This window comes from Streptomyces sp. NBC_00286, from assembly GCF_036173125.1.
Taxonomy (GTDB): domain Bacteria; phylum Actinomycetota; class Actinomycetes; order Streptomycetales; family Streptomycetaceae; genus Streptomyces.
In genome coordinates, this window is the sequence record NZ_CP108054.1 from 8,384,400 (window position 1) to 8,400,556 (window position 16,157).

Annotated in this window: 16 protein-coding genes; 15 read left to right on the top strand and 1 reads right to left on the bottom strand. The window is 68.7% G+C overall.

Annotation, left to right across the window (positions count from 1 at the left end; all coding sequences use genetic code 11):
- Positions 1-58: 58 nt before the first annotated feature.
- Complete coding sequence (locus tag OHT21_RS37915; RefSeq protein WP_328772784.1) at positions 59-1,075, bottom strand: LacI family DNA-binding transcriptional regulator; 1,017 nt, start codon at positions 1,073-1,075, stop codon at positions 59-61.
- A 108-nt stretch (positions 1,076-1,183) separates the two neighbouring features.
- Here OHT21_RS37915 and OHT21_RS37920 point away from each other — a divergent pair, with 108 nt between their 5' ends.
- From OHT21_RS37920 to OHT21_RS37990, 15 genes are all read left to right on the top strand, one after another.
- A complete protein-coding gene (locus tag OHT21_RS37920) occupies positions 1,184-2,443 on the top strand; it encodes an MFS transporter (RefSeq protein ID WP_328772785.1) in 1,260 nt (419 codons plus the stop codon).
- A 9-nt stretch (positions 2,444-2,452) separates the two neighbouring features.
- A complete protein-coding gene (pafA, locus tag OHT21_RS37925) occupies positions 2,453-3,814 on the top strand; it encodes a Pup--protein ligase (RefSeq protein WP_328772786.1) in 1,362 nt (453 codons plus the stop codon).
- A gap of 138 nt (positions 3,815-3,952) precedes the next feature.
- Positions 3,953-4,960 (top strand): FKBP-type peptidyl-prolyl cis-trans isomerase, encoded by a 1,008-nt coding sequence (locus OHT21_RS37930; protein ID WP_328772787.1) that lies wholly within the window; start codon positions 3,953-3,955, stop codon positions 4,958-4,960.
- A gap of 68 nt (positions 4,961-5,028) precedes the next feature.
- Complete coding sequence (locus OHT21_RS37935; protein WP_328772788.1) at positions 5,029-5,403, top strand: FKBP-type peptidyl-prolyl cis-trans isomerase; 375 nt, start codon at positions 5,029-5,031, stop codon at positions 5,401-5,403.
- A 248-nt stretch (positions 5,404-5,651) separates the two neighbouring features.
- Positions 5,652-6,629, top strand: coding sequence for a helix-turn-helix transcriptional regulator (locus OHT21_RS37940; RefSeq protein ID WP_328772789.1), 978 nt, complete (start codon positions 5,652-5,654; stop codon positions 6,627-6,629).
- A gap of 15 nt (positions 6,630-6,644) precedes the next feature.
- A complete protein-coding gene (locus OHT21_RS37945) occupies positions 6,645-7,703 on the top strand; it encodes a helix-turn-helix transcriptional regulator (RefSeq protein WP_328772790.1) in 1,059 nt (352 codons plus the stop codon).
- Positions 7,704-7,714: 11 nt separating this feature from the next.
- Positions 7,715-7,993, top strand: coding sequence for a hypothetical protein (locus tag OHT21_RS37950; RefSeq protein WP_165344545.1), 279 nt, complete (start codon positions 7,715-7,717; stop codon positions 7,991-7,993).
- 9 nt (positions 7,994-8,002) lie between these two features.
- Positions 8,003-8,197: a hypothetical protein gene (locus tag OHT21_RS37955; protein ID WP_328772791.1), complete on the top strand. Its 195-nt coding sequence runs from the start codon at positions 8,003-8,005 to the stop codon at positions 8,195-8,197.
- A 254-nt stretch (positions 8,198-8,451) separates the two neighbouring features.
- Positions 8,452-8,733 carry a Sec-independent protein translocase subunit TatA gene (tatA, locus tag OHT21_RS37960; RefSeq protein WP_328772792.1) on the top strand — a complete coding sequence of 94 codons (282 nt, stop codon included), beginning with the start codon at positions 8,452-8,454 and terminating at the stop codon, positions 8,731-8,733.
- A gap of 95 nt (positions 8,734-8,828) precedes the next feature.
- On the top strand, positions 8,829-9,731 hold the full coding sequence (gene tatC / locus OHT21_RS37965; RefSeq protein WP_328774381.1) for a twin-arginine translocase subunit TatC: 903 nt from the start codon (positions 8,829-8,831) through the stop codon (positions 9,729-9,731).
- Positions 9,732-9,804: 73 nt separating this feature from the next.
- Complete coding sequence (locus tag OHT21_RS37970; RefSeq protein WP_328772793.1) at positions 9,805-12,666, top strand: DEAD/DEAH box helicase; 2,862 nt, start codon at positions 9,805-9,807, stop codon at positions 12,664-12,666.
- Positions 12,667-13,052: 386 nt separating this feature from the next.
- Positions 13,053-14,687 (top strand): sensor histidine kinase, encoded by a 1,635-nt coding sequence (locus tag OHT21_RS37975; RefSeq protein ID WP_328772794.1) that lies wholly within the window; start codon positions 13,053-13,055, stop codon positions 14,685-14,687.
- Positions 14,684-15,091, top strand: coding sequence for a roadblock/LC7 domain-containing protein (locus OHT21_RS37980; protein ID WP_165344540.1), 408 nt, complete (start codon positions 14,684-14,686; stop codon positions 15,089-15,091). Before OHT21_RS37975 ends, OHT21_RS37980 begins: the two co-directional genes overlap by 4 nt.
- The gene (locus OHT21_RS37985; RefSeq protein ID WP_328772795.1) at positions 15,088-15,531 is read left to right on the top strand and encodes a DUF742 domain-containing protein; all 444 of its coding nucleotides are present in this window, start codon (positions 15,088-15,090) and stop codon (positions 15,529-15,531) included. The genes OHT21_RS37980 and OHT21_RS37985 overlap by 4 nt, the downstream gene beginning before the upstream one ends.
- A complete protein-coding gene (locus OHT21_RS37990; protein ID WP_328772796.1) occupies positions 15,512-16,132 on the top strand; it encodes a GTP-binding protein in 621 nt (206 codons plus the stop codon). Before OHT21_RS37985 ends, OHT21_RS37990 begins: the two co-directional genes overlap by 20 nt.
- The last annotated feature ends 25 nt before the right edge of the window (positions 16,133-16,157 follow it).

The window sequence follows — 16,157 nt, forward strand, 5'->3', positions numbered from 1 at the left end:
AGTCATCACGTGAAGCGCCCCGGCCCCGCCTTGTAGCGGGGCCGGGGCGCTTCGGCGTTCAGGATGGGCGTGGGGGCGCTGTGGAGCCTCGTACGACGAGTTCGACGGGGATGTTGCCTTCCGGTGGTGTTTCGCCTTCCAGGACTGCGAGGAGCGCCGTCATGCCGCGTTCGCCGAAGAGTTCGGCGTCGAGCTGGACGGTGGTGAGTTCGGGTTCGATCGCCGTGGCGAGGGCCAGGTCGTCGAAGCCGGTCACGGAGAGGTCGTCGGGGATGCGCAGGCCGAGGCGGCGGGCGGCTTTGTAGGCGCCGACGGCGAGTTTGTCGTCGTCGCAGACGATGGCGGTGGGTCGGGGGCCGGGGCCGTTCAGGGCGTTTTCGGCGGCGGTGAGTGCGCCTTCGATGGTGATGGGGGCCTTTGCCGTGCGTACTTCGGTGTCGGCTGCCTGTGTCACGCGGGCGGCGAGTTCGCGGGCGCGTACGTGGAAGGTCCAGGAGTCGATGTCGGCGGCCAGGTGCAGGAAGCGGCGGTGGCCGAGTGTCAGCAGGTGGTCGGCGATTTGGCGCATGCCGTCGGTGATGTCGAGGTTGACGGTGGCGGCGCCGAGGCTGCCGGCGGGGTCGCTGTCGAGCATGACGAGGGGGAGGTCGTCGCCGAGGATTTCGGTGAGGGCTTCGGAGGCCATGGAGGAGGCGATGACGCCGTCCAGGGCGGCTCGTGCGGAGGCGAAGGGGTCGGGTGCTGGGCCGATGCCTTCGGGTGAGGGGTAGAGGACGACGCCGAAGCCGTGTTTCGCGGCGATGCGGGCGGCTCCTTCGTAGACGGCGGCGAAGAACTCGTTGGTGAGTGCGGGTACGACCAGGAGGGCTGTGCGTGCCTGGCCGAGTCGTAGGTTGCGGGCGGCGAGGTTGGGCCGGTAGCCGAGGTCCTGTGCTGCCTGGCGTACGCGGGCGGCTGTTGCCTCGGAGACTCGGCCGCGCCATTTGTCGCCGAGTACGAGGGAGACGGCGGCCTGGGAGACTCCGGCGGTCCGGGCGACGTCGCGGCTCGTGGGGCGCGTGCTTCCTCGTGCCACCGTCGACCTGCTCTTTCTGCTGGACTCGTGAACTGGCCACATGATACGTATGACGGACGAGGTTATACGTACAACGTCAGCTGCTACCGGCTACGAGAAGGGCGTGACATGGCCGCGCGCTACCTGGAGATCCTCAGAACGAGGCATGCCGCCCGGCTGCTGGCCGGTACCCTTGTGGGGCGGCTGCCGAACGCGGTGGCCCCGATCGCCGTCCTGCTGTTCGTCCGCGACGAGGGCGGCAGCTACAGCCTCGCCGGTGCGCTGGCCGCGGCGTACGGGGTGTCGAATGCCGTGGGGCAGCCGGTGCTCGGGCGTCTTGTGGACCTCTACGGGCAGCCCCGTGTGCAGCTGCCCGCCGCGCTCGTCTCCGCCCTGGGTATGGCGGTGTTCGCCTTCACGGGCATCGAGGCGCTGGCGCTCGCGTACGTCCTGATGGTCGTCGCAGGCTTCTTCACGCCGCCTCTGGAGGGCGGCCTGCGGGCGCTGTGGCCCTCGGTCCTGCGTCGGGAGGACCAGGTGCACACGGCGTACGCGATGGATGCCGTGGCGCAGGAAGTGATGTTCACCGTGGGGCCGTTGCTGGTCACGCTGTGTGTGTCGCTGTGGTCGGCGCAGGCCGCGCTGCTTGTGCTGAATGTCATAGGGGTGCTGGGGGCGCTCTCCGTGGTGGTGTCGCGGCCTGCGCGCGCGTGGCGTTCGGCGCCGCGTGAGGCGCACTGGCTCGGCGCCTTGCGGTCGGCCGGGCTGCTGGCTCTGCTCGGCGCGTTGCTCTTCGTGGGGATCGCGCTGGGGTCGATCAACGTCGCGGCGATGTCGTACGCGGATGACAACGGCGGGGATGTGACGTACGGCTGGCTGATGGCGGCCATCGGGCTCGGCGCGCTTGTCGGGGGCACTGTGTACGGGGCGCGGCAGTGGAGCGGTGCGCCGGGGCGGCGGCTGCAGGTGCTTGTGGCGCTTCTGGCGGTGTTCTACCTGCCTCTGCTGCTGACACCGGGTCCGGTCGCCATGGCGGCGCTGATCGGGCTCTCCGGGTTGTTTCTCGCGCCGAGCATCGCCTGCTCGTTCGTCCTGGTGGACCGGCATGCGCCGAGGGGCACCGTCACCGAGGCGTTCTCCTGGCTTGTGACGACGTTCACGGTGGGGATGTCGGTCGGGACGGGTGTCGCGGGGCCGGTCGTCGAGTGGGGCGGGGCGGTGTGGGGTTTCGCACTGCCGGGTGCCGCGGGGGCCGTGGCGCTGGCTGTTCTGCTGGCCACGGGGCGGGTCCTCGCAGCTGCGGGCAGCGTCACGGTGGTTGAAGTCGCATCGGAAAATGATCGAAACGGTGCAGCCGAACCTCGTTTCAGCACAGGGCATCAGGCGTAATGTTCAGTCATGGACCGCCGCATTTTCGGGCTGGAGAACGAGTACGGCGTCACGTGTACGTTCAGGGGACAGCGCCGCCTGTCTCCCGACGAGGTGGCGCGGTACCTCTTCCGCCGTGTCGTGTCATGGGGCCGCAGCAGCAATGTCTTTCTGCGAAACGGCGCCCGCCTGTATCTCGACGTGGGGTCACATCCGGAATACGCCACACCGGAATGTGACAACGTGACAGAACTGGTCACCCACGACAAGGCCGGCGAGCGCATTCTGGAAGGACTCCTGGTAGACGCCGAACGACGCCTGCACGAGGAAGGAATCGCGGGCGACGTCTACCTCTTCAAGAACAACACCGACTCGGCGGGCAACTCCTACGGCTGCCACGAGAACTATCTGGTGGCCCGCCACGGGGAGTTCTCCCGGCTCGCGGACATCCTCATCCCGTTCCTCGTCACCAGGCAGCTTCTCTGCGGTGCCGGCAAGGTGCTGCAGACCCCGCGTGGCGCGGTGTACTGCGTCAGCCAGCGGGCCGAGCACATCTGGGAGGGCGTCTCCTCGGCGACGACGCGTTCCCGGCCGATCATCAACACGCGTGACGAACCCCACGCGGACGCCGAGCGCTACCGTCGCCTGCATGTCATCGTGGGCGACTCGAACATGTCCGAGACGACCATGCTGCTGAAGGTCGGCGCCACCGATCTCGTACTGCGCATGATCGAGGCGGGCACGGTGATGCGCGATCTGACCCTGGAGAACCCGATCCGGGCGATCCGCGAGGTCAGCCATGACATCACGGGCCGCCGCAAGGTGCGCCTGGCCAGCGGCCGCGAGGCCTCCGCTCTGGAAGTGCAGCGCGAGTACTACGAGAAGGCCGTGGACTTCTGCGAGCGGCGCGGCATCCGCACCGGCACCGTCGAGCAGGTCCTGGAGCTGTGGGGCCGCACGCTGGACTCGATCGAGTCCGAGGACCTCGACCGGATCGGTACCGAGATCGACTGGGTGATGAAGTACAAGCTCATCGAGCGGTACCGCGCCAAGCACAACATGACGATGTCGCATCCGCGGGTCGCGCAGATAGACCTCGCCTATCACGACATCCACCGTCGGCGGGGGCTGTACTACCTGCTGGAGAAGAAGGGGCAGGCCGCCAGGATCTGCAATGACCTGAGGATCTTCGAGGGCAAGTCGGTGCCGCCGCAGACCACCCGGGCGCGGCTGCGCGGCGACTTCATCCGGCGGGCGCAGGAGCAGCGGCGGGACTTCACCGTCGACTGGGTCCACCTCAAGCTGAACGACCAGGCGCAGCGCACGGTGTTGTGCAAGGACCCGTTCCGTTCCGTCGACGATCGGGTGGAGAAGCTCATCGCCGGAATGTGAGCCGTCCAGGCCGGTCACTTCCAGTCGCTTTTGCGGAACGCAACACAGGGCGCCGTACGTTCTTCGTACGGCGCCCTGCTCAAGTCGTAGAGTTGCGCGCACGCCCACCGCAAGATCGACCGATACGAGGCCCCCACCGTGCGCCGACGCTCACTCCTCATTGCCGCTCCCGCCGGACTGCTCACGCTTGCCGGCTGCGGTGGCGACGACACGGCCGACAAGGACAAGGCCAGTAAAAGTGCGTCCCCCTCGGCGTCCCCTTCGGCCAGTGCGCCACCACCGCCGAAGCTCGTCGACGGGCCGCTGCCGGCCATCACCGCCGGTGCGAAGCTCGACGAGAAGCCGACCGTCGCCAAGGGCAGCGGTGATCCGTCGAAGGACCTCGCGGTCAAGACGGTCGTGGCGGGCAACGGCAAGACGCTGGCCGAGGGCGACTTCGTGCAGTTGAACTACCTGGCCCAGGTCTGGACCACGGCGAAGGTCTTCGACAACTCCTTCGACCGCAAGGCGCCCATCGTCGTCCGGCTGGCCCAGGGCCAGGTCATGGACGGCTGGCGCTACGCCCTGATGGGCAAGAAGACCGGTAGCCGCGTTCTGATGGCCGTGCCGCCGGCCTGGGGCTTCGGTGCGCAGGGCAACGCCCAGGCGGGCGTCAAGGGCACCGACACGCTGGTCTGTGTCCTCGACGTCAAGGACACCTTCAACGCGAAGAGCTCTGCCAAGGGCTCCGAGGTCGCGCAGTCCAACATCGATCTGCCGAAGGTCGGCACCAACACCGACGGCAAGGCCCCCTCCATCGAGGTGCCGAAGAAGGACGCGCCGACGAAGCTCGTCGCGAACTACATCCTGGAGGGCGACGGCGAGGAGCTCGCGGCAAGCGACAGCGTCCTCGTGCAGTACAAGGGGGTGCTCTGGGCCGACGGCAAGGAGTTCGACTCCTCGTACAGCAGGCAGGAGCTCACCTCGTTCTCCCTGCAGCAGGTCGTCAAGGGCTGGGCGCAGGGCCTGACGGGCAAGAAGGTCGGCAGCCGCGTACTGGTCGTCGTCCCGCCGAAGCTCGGGTACGGCGACAAGCCGCCGCAGGGGAGCACCATCAAGAAGGACTCGGTGCTGGTCTTCTCGGTCGACATCCTCGCGAAGATGTGAGGCGTGCGGGGATGTAAGACTGTCGGGGTTGTCCCCAGTTGCCTTTCGCACACAGCAGGAGCCGAAACGTGAGCATCGAGAAGCCGGAGATCGACTTCCCCGAAGGCCCGCCCCCCGCGGACCTCGAGATCAAGGACATCTGGGAGGGCGAGGGACCGGTCGCGAAGGCCGGCGACTTCGTCAAGGTCCACTACGTGGGCGTGGCGTACTCCAGCGGTGAGGAGTTCGACGCCTCCTGGAACCGCGGTACGCCGCTGGAGTTCCAGCTCGGCGTCGGCCAGGTCATCTCCGGCTGGGACCAGGGCGTGCAGGGCATGAAGGTCGGCGGGCGCCGTCAGCTGACGATCCCCTCCCACCTCGCGTACGGCGATCGCGGTGCCGGTGGCGGCCGTATCGCCCCGGGCGAGACGCTGATCTTCGTCTGCGACCTGGTCGCGGTCTGAGCCTCGCAACCTGATCTTCGCGGTCTCGTCCTCGCGGTACGGTCCTTGCGGTCCGGTCTTCGCGGTGGATCTTCGCGGAGTCCGTCCGCGAGGGTCTCGCGGCCCGGTCTTCGTACGCCGTGTGATCGTGGACCGACCGGACCCGATCACCTGGGGCCCATGCCTGTCAGGCATGGGCCCTCGGCTTTTGCCACGACACTCCGGAGCGGTACGGTCATCGATCGGAAGCACCATAGGGAAGGGCGTCGATGGCCATTGCCAAGGCCGAGCGGCTGATGAACCTGGCGCTGTGTCTGCTCGGGACGCGGCGGCCGCTCAGCAAGCGCGAGTTGCGCGATTCCATCGAGGCTTATGTGGAGGCCTTCAGGCCGGGCAACGGCGCGGTCGGCTCGGAGGACTCCTTCAACCGGATGTTCGAGCGCGACAAGGACGATCTGCGCGAGCTCGGCCTGGTCATCGAGACGGTGGAGAGCCTGGACGGCGAGGTCGGCTATCTCGCCCGCCGGGACAGCAACCGCCTGCCGCCCATCACCCTCGACGCCGAGGAGGCCGCCGCCCTTGGCCTGGTCGCCAAGGTCTGGCAGCAGGCCCGCCTCGCGGGCGCGGCCAGCGGCGCCCTGCAGAAGCTGCGCGCGGCGGGACTGCCCGAGGACGTCGACCCGTACGAGGCCCATGGCGCCCTGGAGCCGCACATCCCCGTGCACGAGGCGGCCTTCGAACCGCTGATGCTCGCCTGCCGCGACCGCCGCCCCGTCGCCTTCGACTACCGCAAGGCCACCGCCGCCCACCCCGAGCCCCGCATCGTCGAGCCCTGGGCGCTGGAGTGCTGGCGCGGCCACTGGTACCTGGCCGGCTGGGACCGCGACCGGGGCGCCGAGCGCGTCTTCCGGCTGTCGCGGATCACCGGCAAGGTCCGTACCCGCAGCGGGAAGTTCACGGCCGAGGTGCCCGATGTCGTCACCGTGCGGGAGACCGTCGCGAGCTGGGCCGGAGAGACCGCCGACCGCTCCGCGCTGATACGGCTGCGCAGCGGGGCGGGCTATCCGCTGCGCGCGAAGGCCGTCTCCGTACGGGAACTGGGCGACGGCTGGGACGAGTTGGAGATTCCGTACGGGCATGGCCTGGACGCCTGGCTCGTCGAGTTCGGGCCCGATGTGGTCGTCCTGGAGCCGGCCGAGCTGCGGGCCGATGTCGTGGACCGGCTGCGCGCCGTGGCCAAGGGCTGAGGGGGCGTAGGAGAAGTGGCGGGAAAACCGGTCAGGCCCGTGAGTGCCATCGACCAGACGCGGCGGATGCTGTCCCTGGTGACGTATCTGCGGGAGCGTCCCGGTGCGCGCGTCAGTGATGTCGCGCGGGCCTTCGGGATCACCGAGGACGAGCTGATCTCCGACCTCGATGTGCTGCCGCTGTGCGGGACCAGCTTCCGCGGCGGCGATCTGCTGGACATCGACACCGACGGCGACCGGATCTGGTGGCGCAACCCCGGCGCTCTTGGCGCGGAGGCGGCCGAGCCGCTGCGGATCGCCGCCGACGAGGCGACCGCGCTGCTGGTGGCCGCCCGGGCCGTGGCGACGCTGCCCGGACTGCGGGAGAGCGACCGGCAGGCACTGCTGCGGGCCACCGCCAAAGTGGAGGCCGCGGCCGGCGAGACGGCGGGCGCCAGTGCCCGGCTTTCGGTGACGTTCGAGTCGGAGGGCGGGGTCTTCGCGGACGTCGACCGGGCGATCTCCGAGCGGCGCCGGCTGTGGATCCGCTACTACTCGCCCGGCCGTGATGAGCTCACCGAGCGCGAGATCGACCCGATCCGCCTGGTCAGCGTCGGCCACACGTACGTGGAGGCGTGGTGCCGCCGCTCCGAGGCGCGGCGCACCTTCCGGCTCGACCGGGTCGCTGAGATCCGCATCCTGGACGAGCCGTCCGCACCGCCCGAGATCGAACTGCGGGACCTCTCCGAGGGGCTGGTGCAGCCCGCCGCCGAGGACCCCGAGGTGGTCGTCGAGGTCGGCCCGGGCGGGCGCTGGGTCGCCGAGTACTACCCGCACGACAGCGCCGATGAACTCCCCGACGGCGGGCTCCGTATCACCCTGCGTGCCGCCGATCCCGCCACGCTGCGCCGCCTCGCGCTGCGGCTCGGGCGGGACGGCCGGATCGTCTCGCCGCGGGAGCTCGCGGACAGCGCCCGGCAGGCGGCACGCGAGGCGCTCGCGGCGTACGACGAGGCGAGTGCGGGGGAGGGCGTCCCCGAGACGCCGCACGGAGTTCAGGACGGGCTGTACGGCAGGCAGGAGCAAGGGCTGTGAGCAGGTCGGCGATGTCTGGTACGCAAGGAATGTCTGTGACGTCCGCGTTCTCGGGCATGACGAGAGTGGATCCCGTGGTGTTCAAGGCCGCCTGCCCCGACTGCCGCGCCCACTTCGAACTCTCCGCCAACGCGCTGCGCTTGGCGATCGGCGCCACACCGAAGACGACCTTCTACTCCTTCACCTGCCCGGAGTGCGAGGCGGCGGTCCGCAAGCCGGCCGGTGAGCGGATCGTGGAACTCCTCACCGGCGGGGGAGTGCGGACCCTGCGGCTGCACTCCACCGTCTAGGCTCGGCGCATGTTCTGGCCGATGCTCGCGATCGCTGTGGGTTTCCTGGGAATCGCCGTACTGAGCGTGCTCGCCGTGCGGGTGTTCCTGGAGGCCGAGCGCCTGGGCAGGCAGGTCAGCGACTCGGCGCAGCGGATCGGTCGCGCGGCGGAGGATCTGGAGCGGGCGTCGGCGGGCGTGGCCCGCTCTGTTGACGGGCTGTGAGTTCGGACCGCAGACCCTGTGAGTTGCGGGCCCTTTGAGACTTCGGACCTCTTCGTCTTGTCGACTTCTCGCCCAAGGCAGGTACGCTCGAGAGCGCGGCCCAGAGACGAGGCGCTGGCCGAACGTGGAGTATGCACAGGCATTGCCTGACGTTTACTCCTGCGGGTTACGATCGTCCACAGCCGATGGTCGGATGATGTCCGACCAGCCGGACATAAGGACTTCCTGTCGCCTCGGTGAAGAAGGTAAAAGCTATGGGTAGGCTCGGCCCCACCGAGATCATTCTCATCCTCGTCGTCATCATCCTGTTGTTCGGCGCGAAGAAGCTTCCGGACATGGCTCGCTCGCTGGGCAAGTCCGCCCGCATCCTCAAGAGCGAGGCCAAGGCGATGAAGACGGAGGGCCAGGACAACACCACCGCCGCTTCCGCCCCGCCGAACGAGGAAGCCCCGGCTCAGCGCACCATCCAGGCCGCTCCCGGTGATGTGACCAGCTCCCGCCCGGTCACCGAGCCGACGGACACGACCAAGCGCTGATGCAGGGCCGGTGACCTCCGGCCCACTGCTCGAGATGGGAACGTGGGTTGCTGAAGTCTGCCCGCAAGAAGGAAGAGAAGGATCCCGAGGGGCGGATGCCCCTCGTGGAACACCTTCGCGAGCTCCGCAACCGGCTCACGAAGGCAGTTATCGCGATCGTCTTGGTGATGATCGGTGCTGCTTTTTACAGCGAACAGTTGATGCAGTTCCTCGCTGACCCCGTACCTGCGTGCGACGACTTCGCCGACAGCGACGGGGGAAACTGCGCGGTCGTCTCGTTCAACAGCCTCACGTCGCCGTTCACCACGACGATCAAGGTGAGCCTGATGGTCGGCCTGATCGTGTCGAGTCCGATCTGGCTGTACCAGCTGTGGGCGTTCGTCGCCCCCGGCCTGCACAAGCACGAGAAAAGGTATACGTACGCCTTCGTCGCGGCGGCGGTCCCGTTGTTCGTCGGCGGCGCCTACCTCGCGTACGTCATCCTGCCGATCAGCGTGAGGGTGCTGTTGCTCCTCACCCCGGGGGGCGCGGCCAACATCCTTACCCTCGACGACGTGCTCGACTTCACCATCCGTATGGTGCTGATCTTCGGGCTCGCGTTCGAGCTGCCTCTGCTGCTCATCATGCTCAACCTGGTGGGCGTCGTCTCCGGGCGGCGCATGGCGGGATGGTGGCGTGGTGTGGTCATGGGGGTCTTCGTCTTCGGCGCCGTCGCCACGCCTACGACCGACCCGGTGGGCATGATCGCCCTCTCCGGACCGATCGTCGTGCTGTACTTCGTGGCGGTGGGCTTCTCGCTGCTCAACGACAAGCGACGCGCCCGCAAGGAGGCGCTCGGTCCCGACGACGACGAGGCCTCCGAACTCGATCTCACCCCTGAGGACGTCGGCGAGATCGAATCCGTCTCGACCACCCGCGCACTGCCGGCGCAGGCCCAGACGGACACCGACCGCCAGCGCGAGCCCGACCGGGTCAACGGCTACGACGACGTGACCTGACAGACACACACCAGGACCGGCCTCGCGCCCCTGAACTGGGTGGATTCCCCGTGCGCGGGGCCGGATCCGGATATTGATCGTCCTGTTGTCAGTGGCTGACGGTACGCTCGAAAGCACGATGACAGAGGATCTCTCACCGGCCGAGCGGTACGAGGCAGCGCGGCGGCGCGCTGTTGAGCAGGCCACCGCGCTCGCGTCCTTCCGCGAGATGTACGACTTCGGCCTCGACCCCTTCCAGATCGAGGCCTGCCAGGCACTCGAGGCGGGCAAGGGTGTGCTGGTTGCCGCGCCCACCGGTTCGGGCAAGACGATCGTGGGCGAGTTCGCCGTCCATCTCGCCCTTCAGCAGGGCAAGAAGTGCTTCTACACGACGCCCATCAAGGCGCTGTCGAACCAGAAGTACACCGATCTGGCGCGGCGTTACGGCGCCGAGAAGGTCGGCCTGCTCACCGGCGACAACAGCGTCAACGCCGACGCCCCGGTGGTCGTGATGACCACCGAGGTGCTGCGCAACATGCTCTACGCGGGCTCACAGACCCTCCTCGGCCTCGGCTATGTCGTCATGGACGAGGTGCACTACCTCTCCGACCGCTTCCGCGGCGCCGTCTGGGAGGAAGTGATCATCCACCTCCCCGAGTCGGTGACGCTGGTGTCGCTCTCGGCGACGGTGTCGAACGCCGAGGAGTTCGGCGACTGGCTCGACACCGTCCGCGGCCACACCGAAGTGATCGTCTCCGAGCACCGGCCCGTCCCGCTGTTCCAGCACGTGCTCGCCGGACGCCGCATCTACGACCTCTTCGAGGAGGGCGAGGGCTACAAGAAGGCCGTCAACCCCGACCTCACACGCCTGGCCCGCATGGAGGCGACCCGGCCCTCGTACCAGGACCGCAGACGGGGCCGCAATATGCGCGAGGCCGACCGCGAGCGCGAGCGGCGGCAGAGATCGCGCGTATGGACACCGGGCCGCCCCGAAGTCATCGAACGGCTCGACTCCGAGGGGCTGCTGCCCGCCATCACGTTCATCTTCAGCCGAGCCGCCTGCGAAGCCGCCGTCCAGCAGTGCCTGTACGCGGGCCTGAGGCTGAACGACGACGAGGCGCGCCACAAGGTCCGCGCCCTCGTCGAGGGACGTACGTCCTCGATACCGGCCGAGGACCTGCACGTCCTGGGCTACTACGAGTGGCTGGAAGGCCTGGAGCGCGGCATCGCGGCCCACCACGCGGGCATGCTGCCGACGTTCAAGGAGGTCGTCGAGGAGCTGTTCGTACGCGGCCTGGTCAAGGCCGTGTTCGCCACCGAGACTCTCGCCCTCGGCATCAACATGCCCGCCCGTTCCGTGGTGTTGGAGAAGCTCGTCAAGTGGAACGGCGAGCAGCACGCCGACATCACCCCCGGCGAGTACACCCAGCTGACCGGCCGCGCGGGCCGCCGTGGCATCGATGTCGAGGGCCACGCCGTCGTGCTGTGGCAGCGCGGCATGAGCCCGGAGCACCTCGCTGGCCTCGCGGGCACCCGCACGTATCCGCTGCGCTCCAGCTTCAAGCCGTCGTACAACATGGCGGTGAACCTCGTAGAGCAGTTCGGCCGGCACCGCTCGCGCGAACTCCTTGAGACGTCGTTCGCACAGTTCCAGGCAGACAAGTCGGTCGTCGGGATTTCCCGCCAGGTGCAGCGCAACGAAGAGGGGCTTGAGGGCTACAAGGCCTCTATGACCTGCCACTTGGGCGACTTCGAGGAGTACGCGCGACTGCGTCGCGAACTCAAGGACCGCGAGACGGAGCTGGCCAAGCAGGGCGCGGCGCAGCGGCGAGCGGAAGCGGCCGTGGCGCTGGAGAAGCTCAAGCCCGGCGATGTGATCCACGTGCCGACCGGCAAGTTCGCGGGGCTCGCTCTGGTGCTGGACCCCGGCCTGCCCGCCGGGCGGTCCAACGGCCACCGCGGCTTCGAGCACCACGACGGCCCGCGGCCCCTCGTCCTGACCGCCGAGCGGCAGGTCAAGCGCCTCGCCTCGATCGACTTCCCGGTGCCCGTCGAGGCGCTGGAGCGGATGCGCATCCCGAAGTCGTTCAACCCGCGCTCGCCGCAGTCGCGCCGCGATCTCGCCTCCGCCCTGCGCACGAAGGCCGGGCACATCGTTCCCGACCGGCATCGCAAGCGGCGCTCCGAGGCCGTGGACGACCGGGAGATCGCCCGGCTGCGCACCGCGCTGAAAGCACACCCCTGCCATGGGTGCAACGACCGTGAGGACCATGCCCGTTGGGCTGAGCGCTACCACCGGCTGCTGCGCGACACCTCGCAGCTGGAGCGGCGCATCGAGGGTCGGACGAACACCATCGCCCGTACCTTCGACCGCATCGTCGCCCTCCTGACCGAGCTCGACTATCTGCGCGGCGACGAGGTCACCGAGCACGGAAAGCGGCTCGCCAGGCTCTACGGAGAGCTGGACCTGCTCGCCAGCGAATGCCTGCGCGCCGGTGTCTGGGAGGGCCTCGCCCCGGCCGAACTGGCCGCATGCGTATCGGCGTTGGTGTACGAGGCCAGGGTCGGCGACGACGCGTTGGCACCGAAGCTGCCGTCCGGCAAGGCCAAGGCCGCGCTCGGTGAGATGGTCCGCATCTGGGGTCGCCTGGACGCCCTGGAGGAGGAGTTCCGGATCAGCCAGACCGAGGGCGTCGGTCAGCGCGAGCCGGACCTGGGCTTCGCCTGGGCGGCGTACGAATGGGCCTCGGGCAAGGGGCTCGACGAGGTGCTCCGCGAGGCCGAGATGCCCGCCGGTGACTTTGTGCGCTGGTGCAAGCAGGTCATCGACGTACTCGGCCAGATATCGGCGGCGGCGCCCGTGTCCGGCACCAAGGGATCCACCGTGGCGAAGAACGCGCGGAAGGCTGTGGACGGGCTGCTGCGGGGGGTCGTCGCCTACTCGTCGGTGGGGTGAGCGACGGCGATCATCCCGCCGAGGACGGCGGGCTTCGGGGCGCCCGGATCGTACGTTTCCAACTGGGCGCCCGGCGTGAGTAGTTGACGGGCGGAATCTGCCTCCGCGAGCTGGGCTTCACCCCTTCTGATGAGGGGTTTTCGTGTGCCCGTACACCGTTACGCATCGTGTTCGAATAGCGGCGGAGCGTATAAATGGGGCCGAGCGTACTCCTCTCGCGCGGGCGATTTCAGGTGCTTGCCGAATATGACTTGGCGATGATCCGGTCGGACTAAGCTCGCCCGCGGCGCACCGAGTTGCGGTGTATTCGTGCGCTTGTTCCCCAATGTTCTGAAGATCCAGAGAACTCCCCCCGATCCCCAGCCGATTTGTCTTAGAGGGCATACATGGTGAGTGTTCAATCGCCTCCCGTTGGCCGTGAACTTCCTTACGCCCGAGTGCTGTTGCTCCCGGCCATACTGATGGCCGCGGCATCCGGAGCCGCCGTCGCCGTCGTCACGGAACCGGCCCGGGTCGCCGTCGGCTGGTGCGGAGGCATCGCGACACTCCTGGTGATCGCGACGGTCGCCGAAGCGGTCCGCCGCGGCCGGGTCGTACGAGCGGTCCGCGCCGAACTCGCGCGCCGAACGGCCTACTTGGAACAGCGCATCGCCGCCCAGGACGACGAGATCTTCCACCTCGGCAAGGAGCTGCTTCCCGCCGCGCTGTACCGGCTGCGCTGTGGAGATTCCCCCGAAGTGGCGATTCGTAAAACCGCCGAGGAGGATCCGCGCGTCCGGGAACTCCCCGAATCCCAGCGCGAGTTGCTGCGCGCCTTGCTGCGCATCGTGGACCACGAGGAAGCGATGCGGGACTCCTCGCAGCGCGCCTTCGTCAATATCGCCCGGCGCGTCCAGGCGATCGTCCACCAGCAGAACAAGGAACTGCGCGAGATGGAGGAGGACCACGGGCGCAACCCCGAGGTCTTCGACGACCTGCTGCGCATCGACCACGGCACCGCGCTGATCGGCCGCCTCGCCGACTCCATCGCCGTGCTCGGCGGCTCCCGCCCGGGCCGCGTATGGCCCAAGCCCGTACCGCTGTACAGCGTGCTGCGCGGTGCCATGTCCCGGATCCTGGAGTACCGCCGCATCGAGCTGCACTCCATCGCCAAGGTCAACGTCACCGGCCCGTCGGTCGAGCCGGTCATCCACGCCGCCGCCGAACTCCTCGACAACGCCACGCGCTACTCGCCGCCGCAGACCAAGGTGCACGTCACCGCCGTCGAGGTGCAGACCGGCGTCGCCATCGAGATCGAGGACGCCGGCGTCAGCCTCAGCGAGGAAGCGCGCCGCCGGGCCGAGGGCATGCTCGAGAAGGCCCAGATCGGCATCGACCTCAACGACCTCGGTGACAGCCCGCGGCTCGGCATGGCCGTCGTGGGCCGGCTGACGCAGATGTACAAGATGCAGGTCTCGCTGCGGCAGTCCGCGTACGGCGGTGTCCGCGCCGTGATCGTCGTGCCCCGCGACATGCTCACCGAGGAGTTCGCCCCCGGCCTCGCCCACGGCATCGGCGCCTCCTCCGTACCCAAGGTGGACTTCGGCGGCGTCGAGGGACCCGAGCGCAAGCCCAAGAAGCGCCGTCCCACCACCGGCCCCCGTATCCCCGACTCGGTGGCCGCGATGGAGGACGACGTCCCCGAGGTGACCGAGTGGACGGCGAACGGTCTGCCGCAGCGTCGCAGCCGGGTCAAGATCCCGTTCAGCCAGCGGGTCGCCGAGGCGCGGGCGGCCGAGGCGGAGGCGGAGGCCGCGCGCAAGGAAGGCCGCCCGGTCATCGACTGGACTCGCTCCTCCACCCAGACGCAGCCCGAGCCGAAGAAGGACGAACCCGAACCCGGCCTGTGGGTCGAGGCGTTCATGGCCGGACTCAAGGGCGATCCCACTGACCAGGACGCCAAGGACGGCCAGGACAAGACACCAGGCGAGACGAACACTCCGGCCCCTGCCGAGGCCGAAGACGAGGGGGACCTCAAGTGATCCAGCAGCGAGCCAACTTCGACTGGATGCTCAAGGAGCTGTCCGACGGGGTGCCCGGGACCCGGCAGGTCGTGGTGCTCTCCGCCGACGGCCTGCGCATCGCCCGGTACGGCGGTGATCCCGACGCCGCCGACCGCGTCGCCGCGGCCTGCGCCGGACTGCAGAGTCTGGCCGCGGCCGTCGCCACCGAGATCCCCGACACCGACGGCCGGATGCGGATGGTGATCATCGAGATCCACGGCGGCTACTTCTACATGATGGCCGCGGGCCCCGGCGCCTATCTCGCCGTCCTCGCCGACGAGACCGTCGACGCCGGGCTCATGAGCAACCGCATGCGCGACCTCGTCGTACGGATCGGTGCCCACCTGACGAGTCCGCCCCGGCGGAACGGGACGGCCGTATGACTCCTCCGCAACGACGGCGGCGCTTCCCCAAGGAACCGCCGGAGCACAGTCCCCCGAAGATCCCTGATGCGGCGGCGGCACCGGCGCCGGTCGAGGCGCAGGGCGAGGGGAACCAGCCAGGGCGGCTGTACATCCTCACCGGCCAGGTCGAGGACGGCGACCGGGCCGCGCTGGACCTGGTGACCCTGATCGTGGCGAACGACGATGTGCCGCCGCCCACCGCCCAGCCGGAACAGGCGGCCCTGCTCCGGCTCTGCCGGACCCCCCTGTCCGTGGCCGAGCTCTCGGCCTATCTCAATCTGCCGTTCAGCGTGGTGACCGTACTGCTGACCGAGCTGCTGACGGCCGAACTGGTACACGCGCGCGCCCCGATCGTCCGCTCGGAGCTGCCCGACCGTTCCCTCCTCGAAGCGGTGATGCATGGACTTCAAAAGCTCTGACACGGTCGCGGGCCCTCGCGCCGAGGACCATCTTCCGCATACGGCGCAGGCCGCCGTGAAGATCGTGATCGTGGGTGGCTTCGGCGTCGGCAAGACGACCATGGTGGGCTCCGTCAGCGAGATCAGGCCGCTGACCACGGAGGAGACCATGACGCAGGCCGGCGTCGGAGTCGACGACAACTACGGCTCGGACACCAAGACGGCCACCACCGTGGCCATGGACTTCGGCCGCATCAGCATCACCGAACAGCTGGTGCTGTATCTGTTCGGCACCCCCGGTCAGGAACGCTTCTGGTTTCTGTGGAACGGGCTGTTCGAGGGCGCCCTCGGGGCGGTCGTTCTGATCGACACCCGGCGCCTGGAAGTCAGCTTCGACGTCATCGGCCGCCTGGAGGAACGCGGTGTGCCGTTCGTCGTCGCCGTCAACGACTTCCCGGACGCGCCCCGTTACCCCATGGAGGACCTGCGCGCCGCGCTCGACCTTCCCGAGGAGATCCCCATCGTGAAGTGCGATGCGCGCCGCAGGGCGTCCAGCCGTGACGTGCTGATGACCCTGATGCGCTTCCTCCACTCGATCGCCATGGCCTCCGCGCCCGCCTGACCACCTCACACACCCCAGTTTCGGA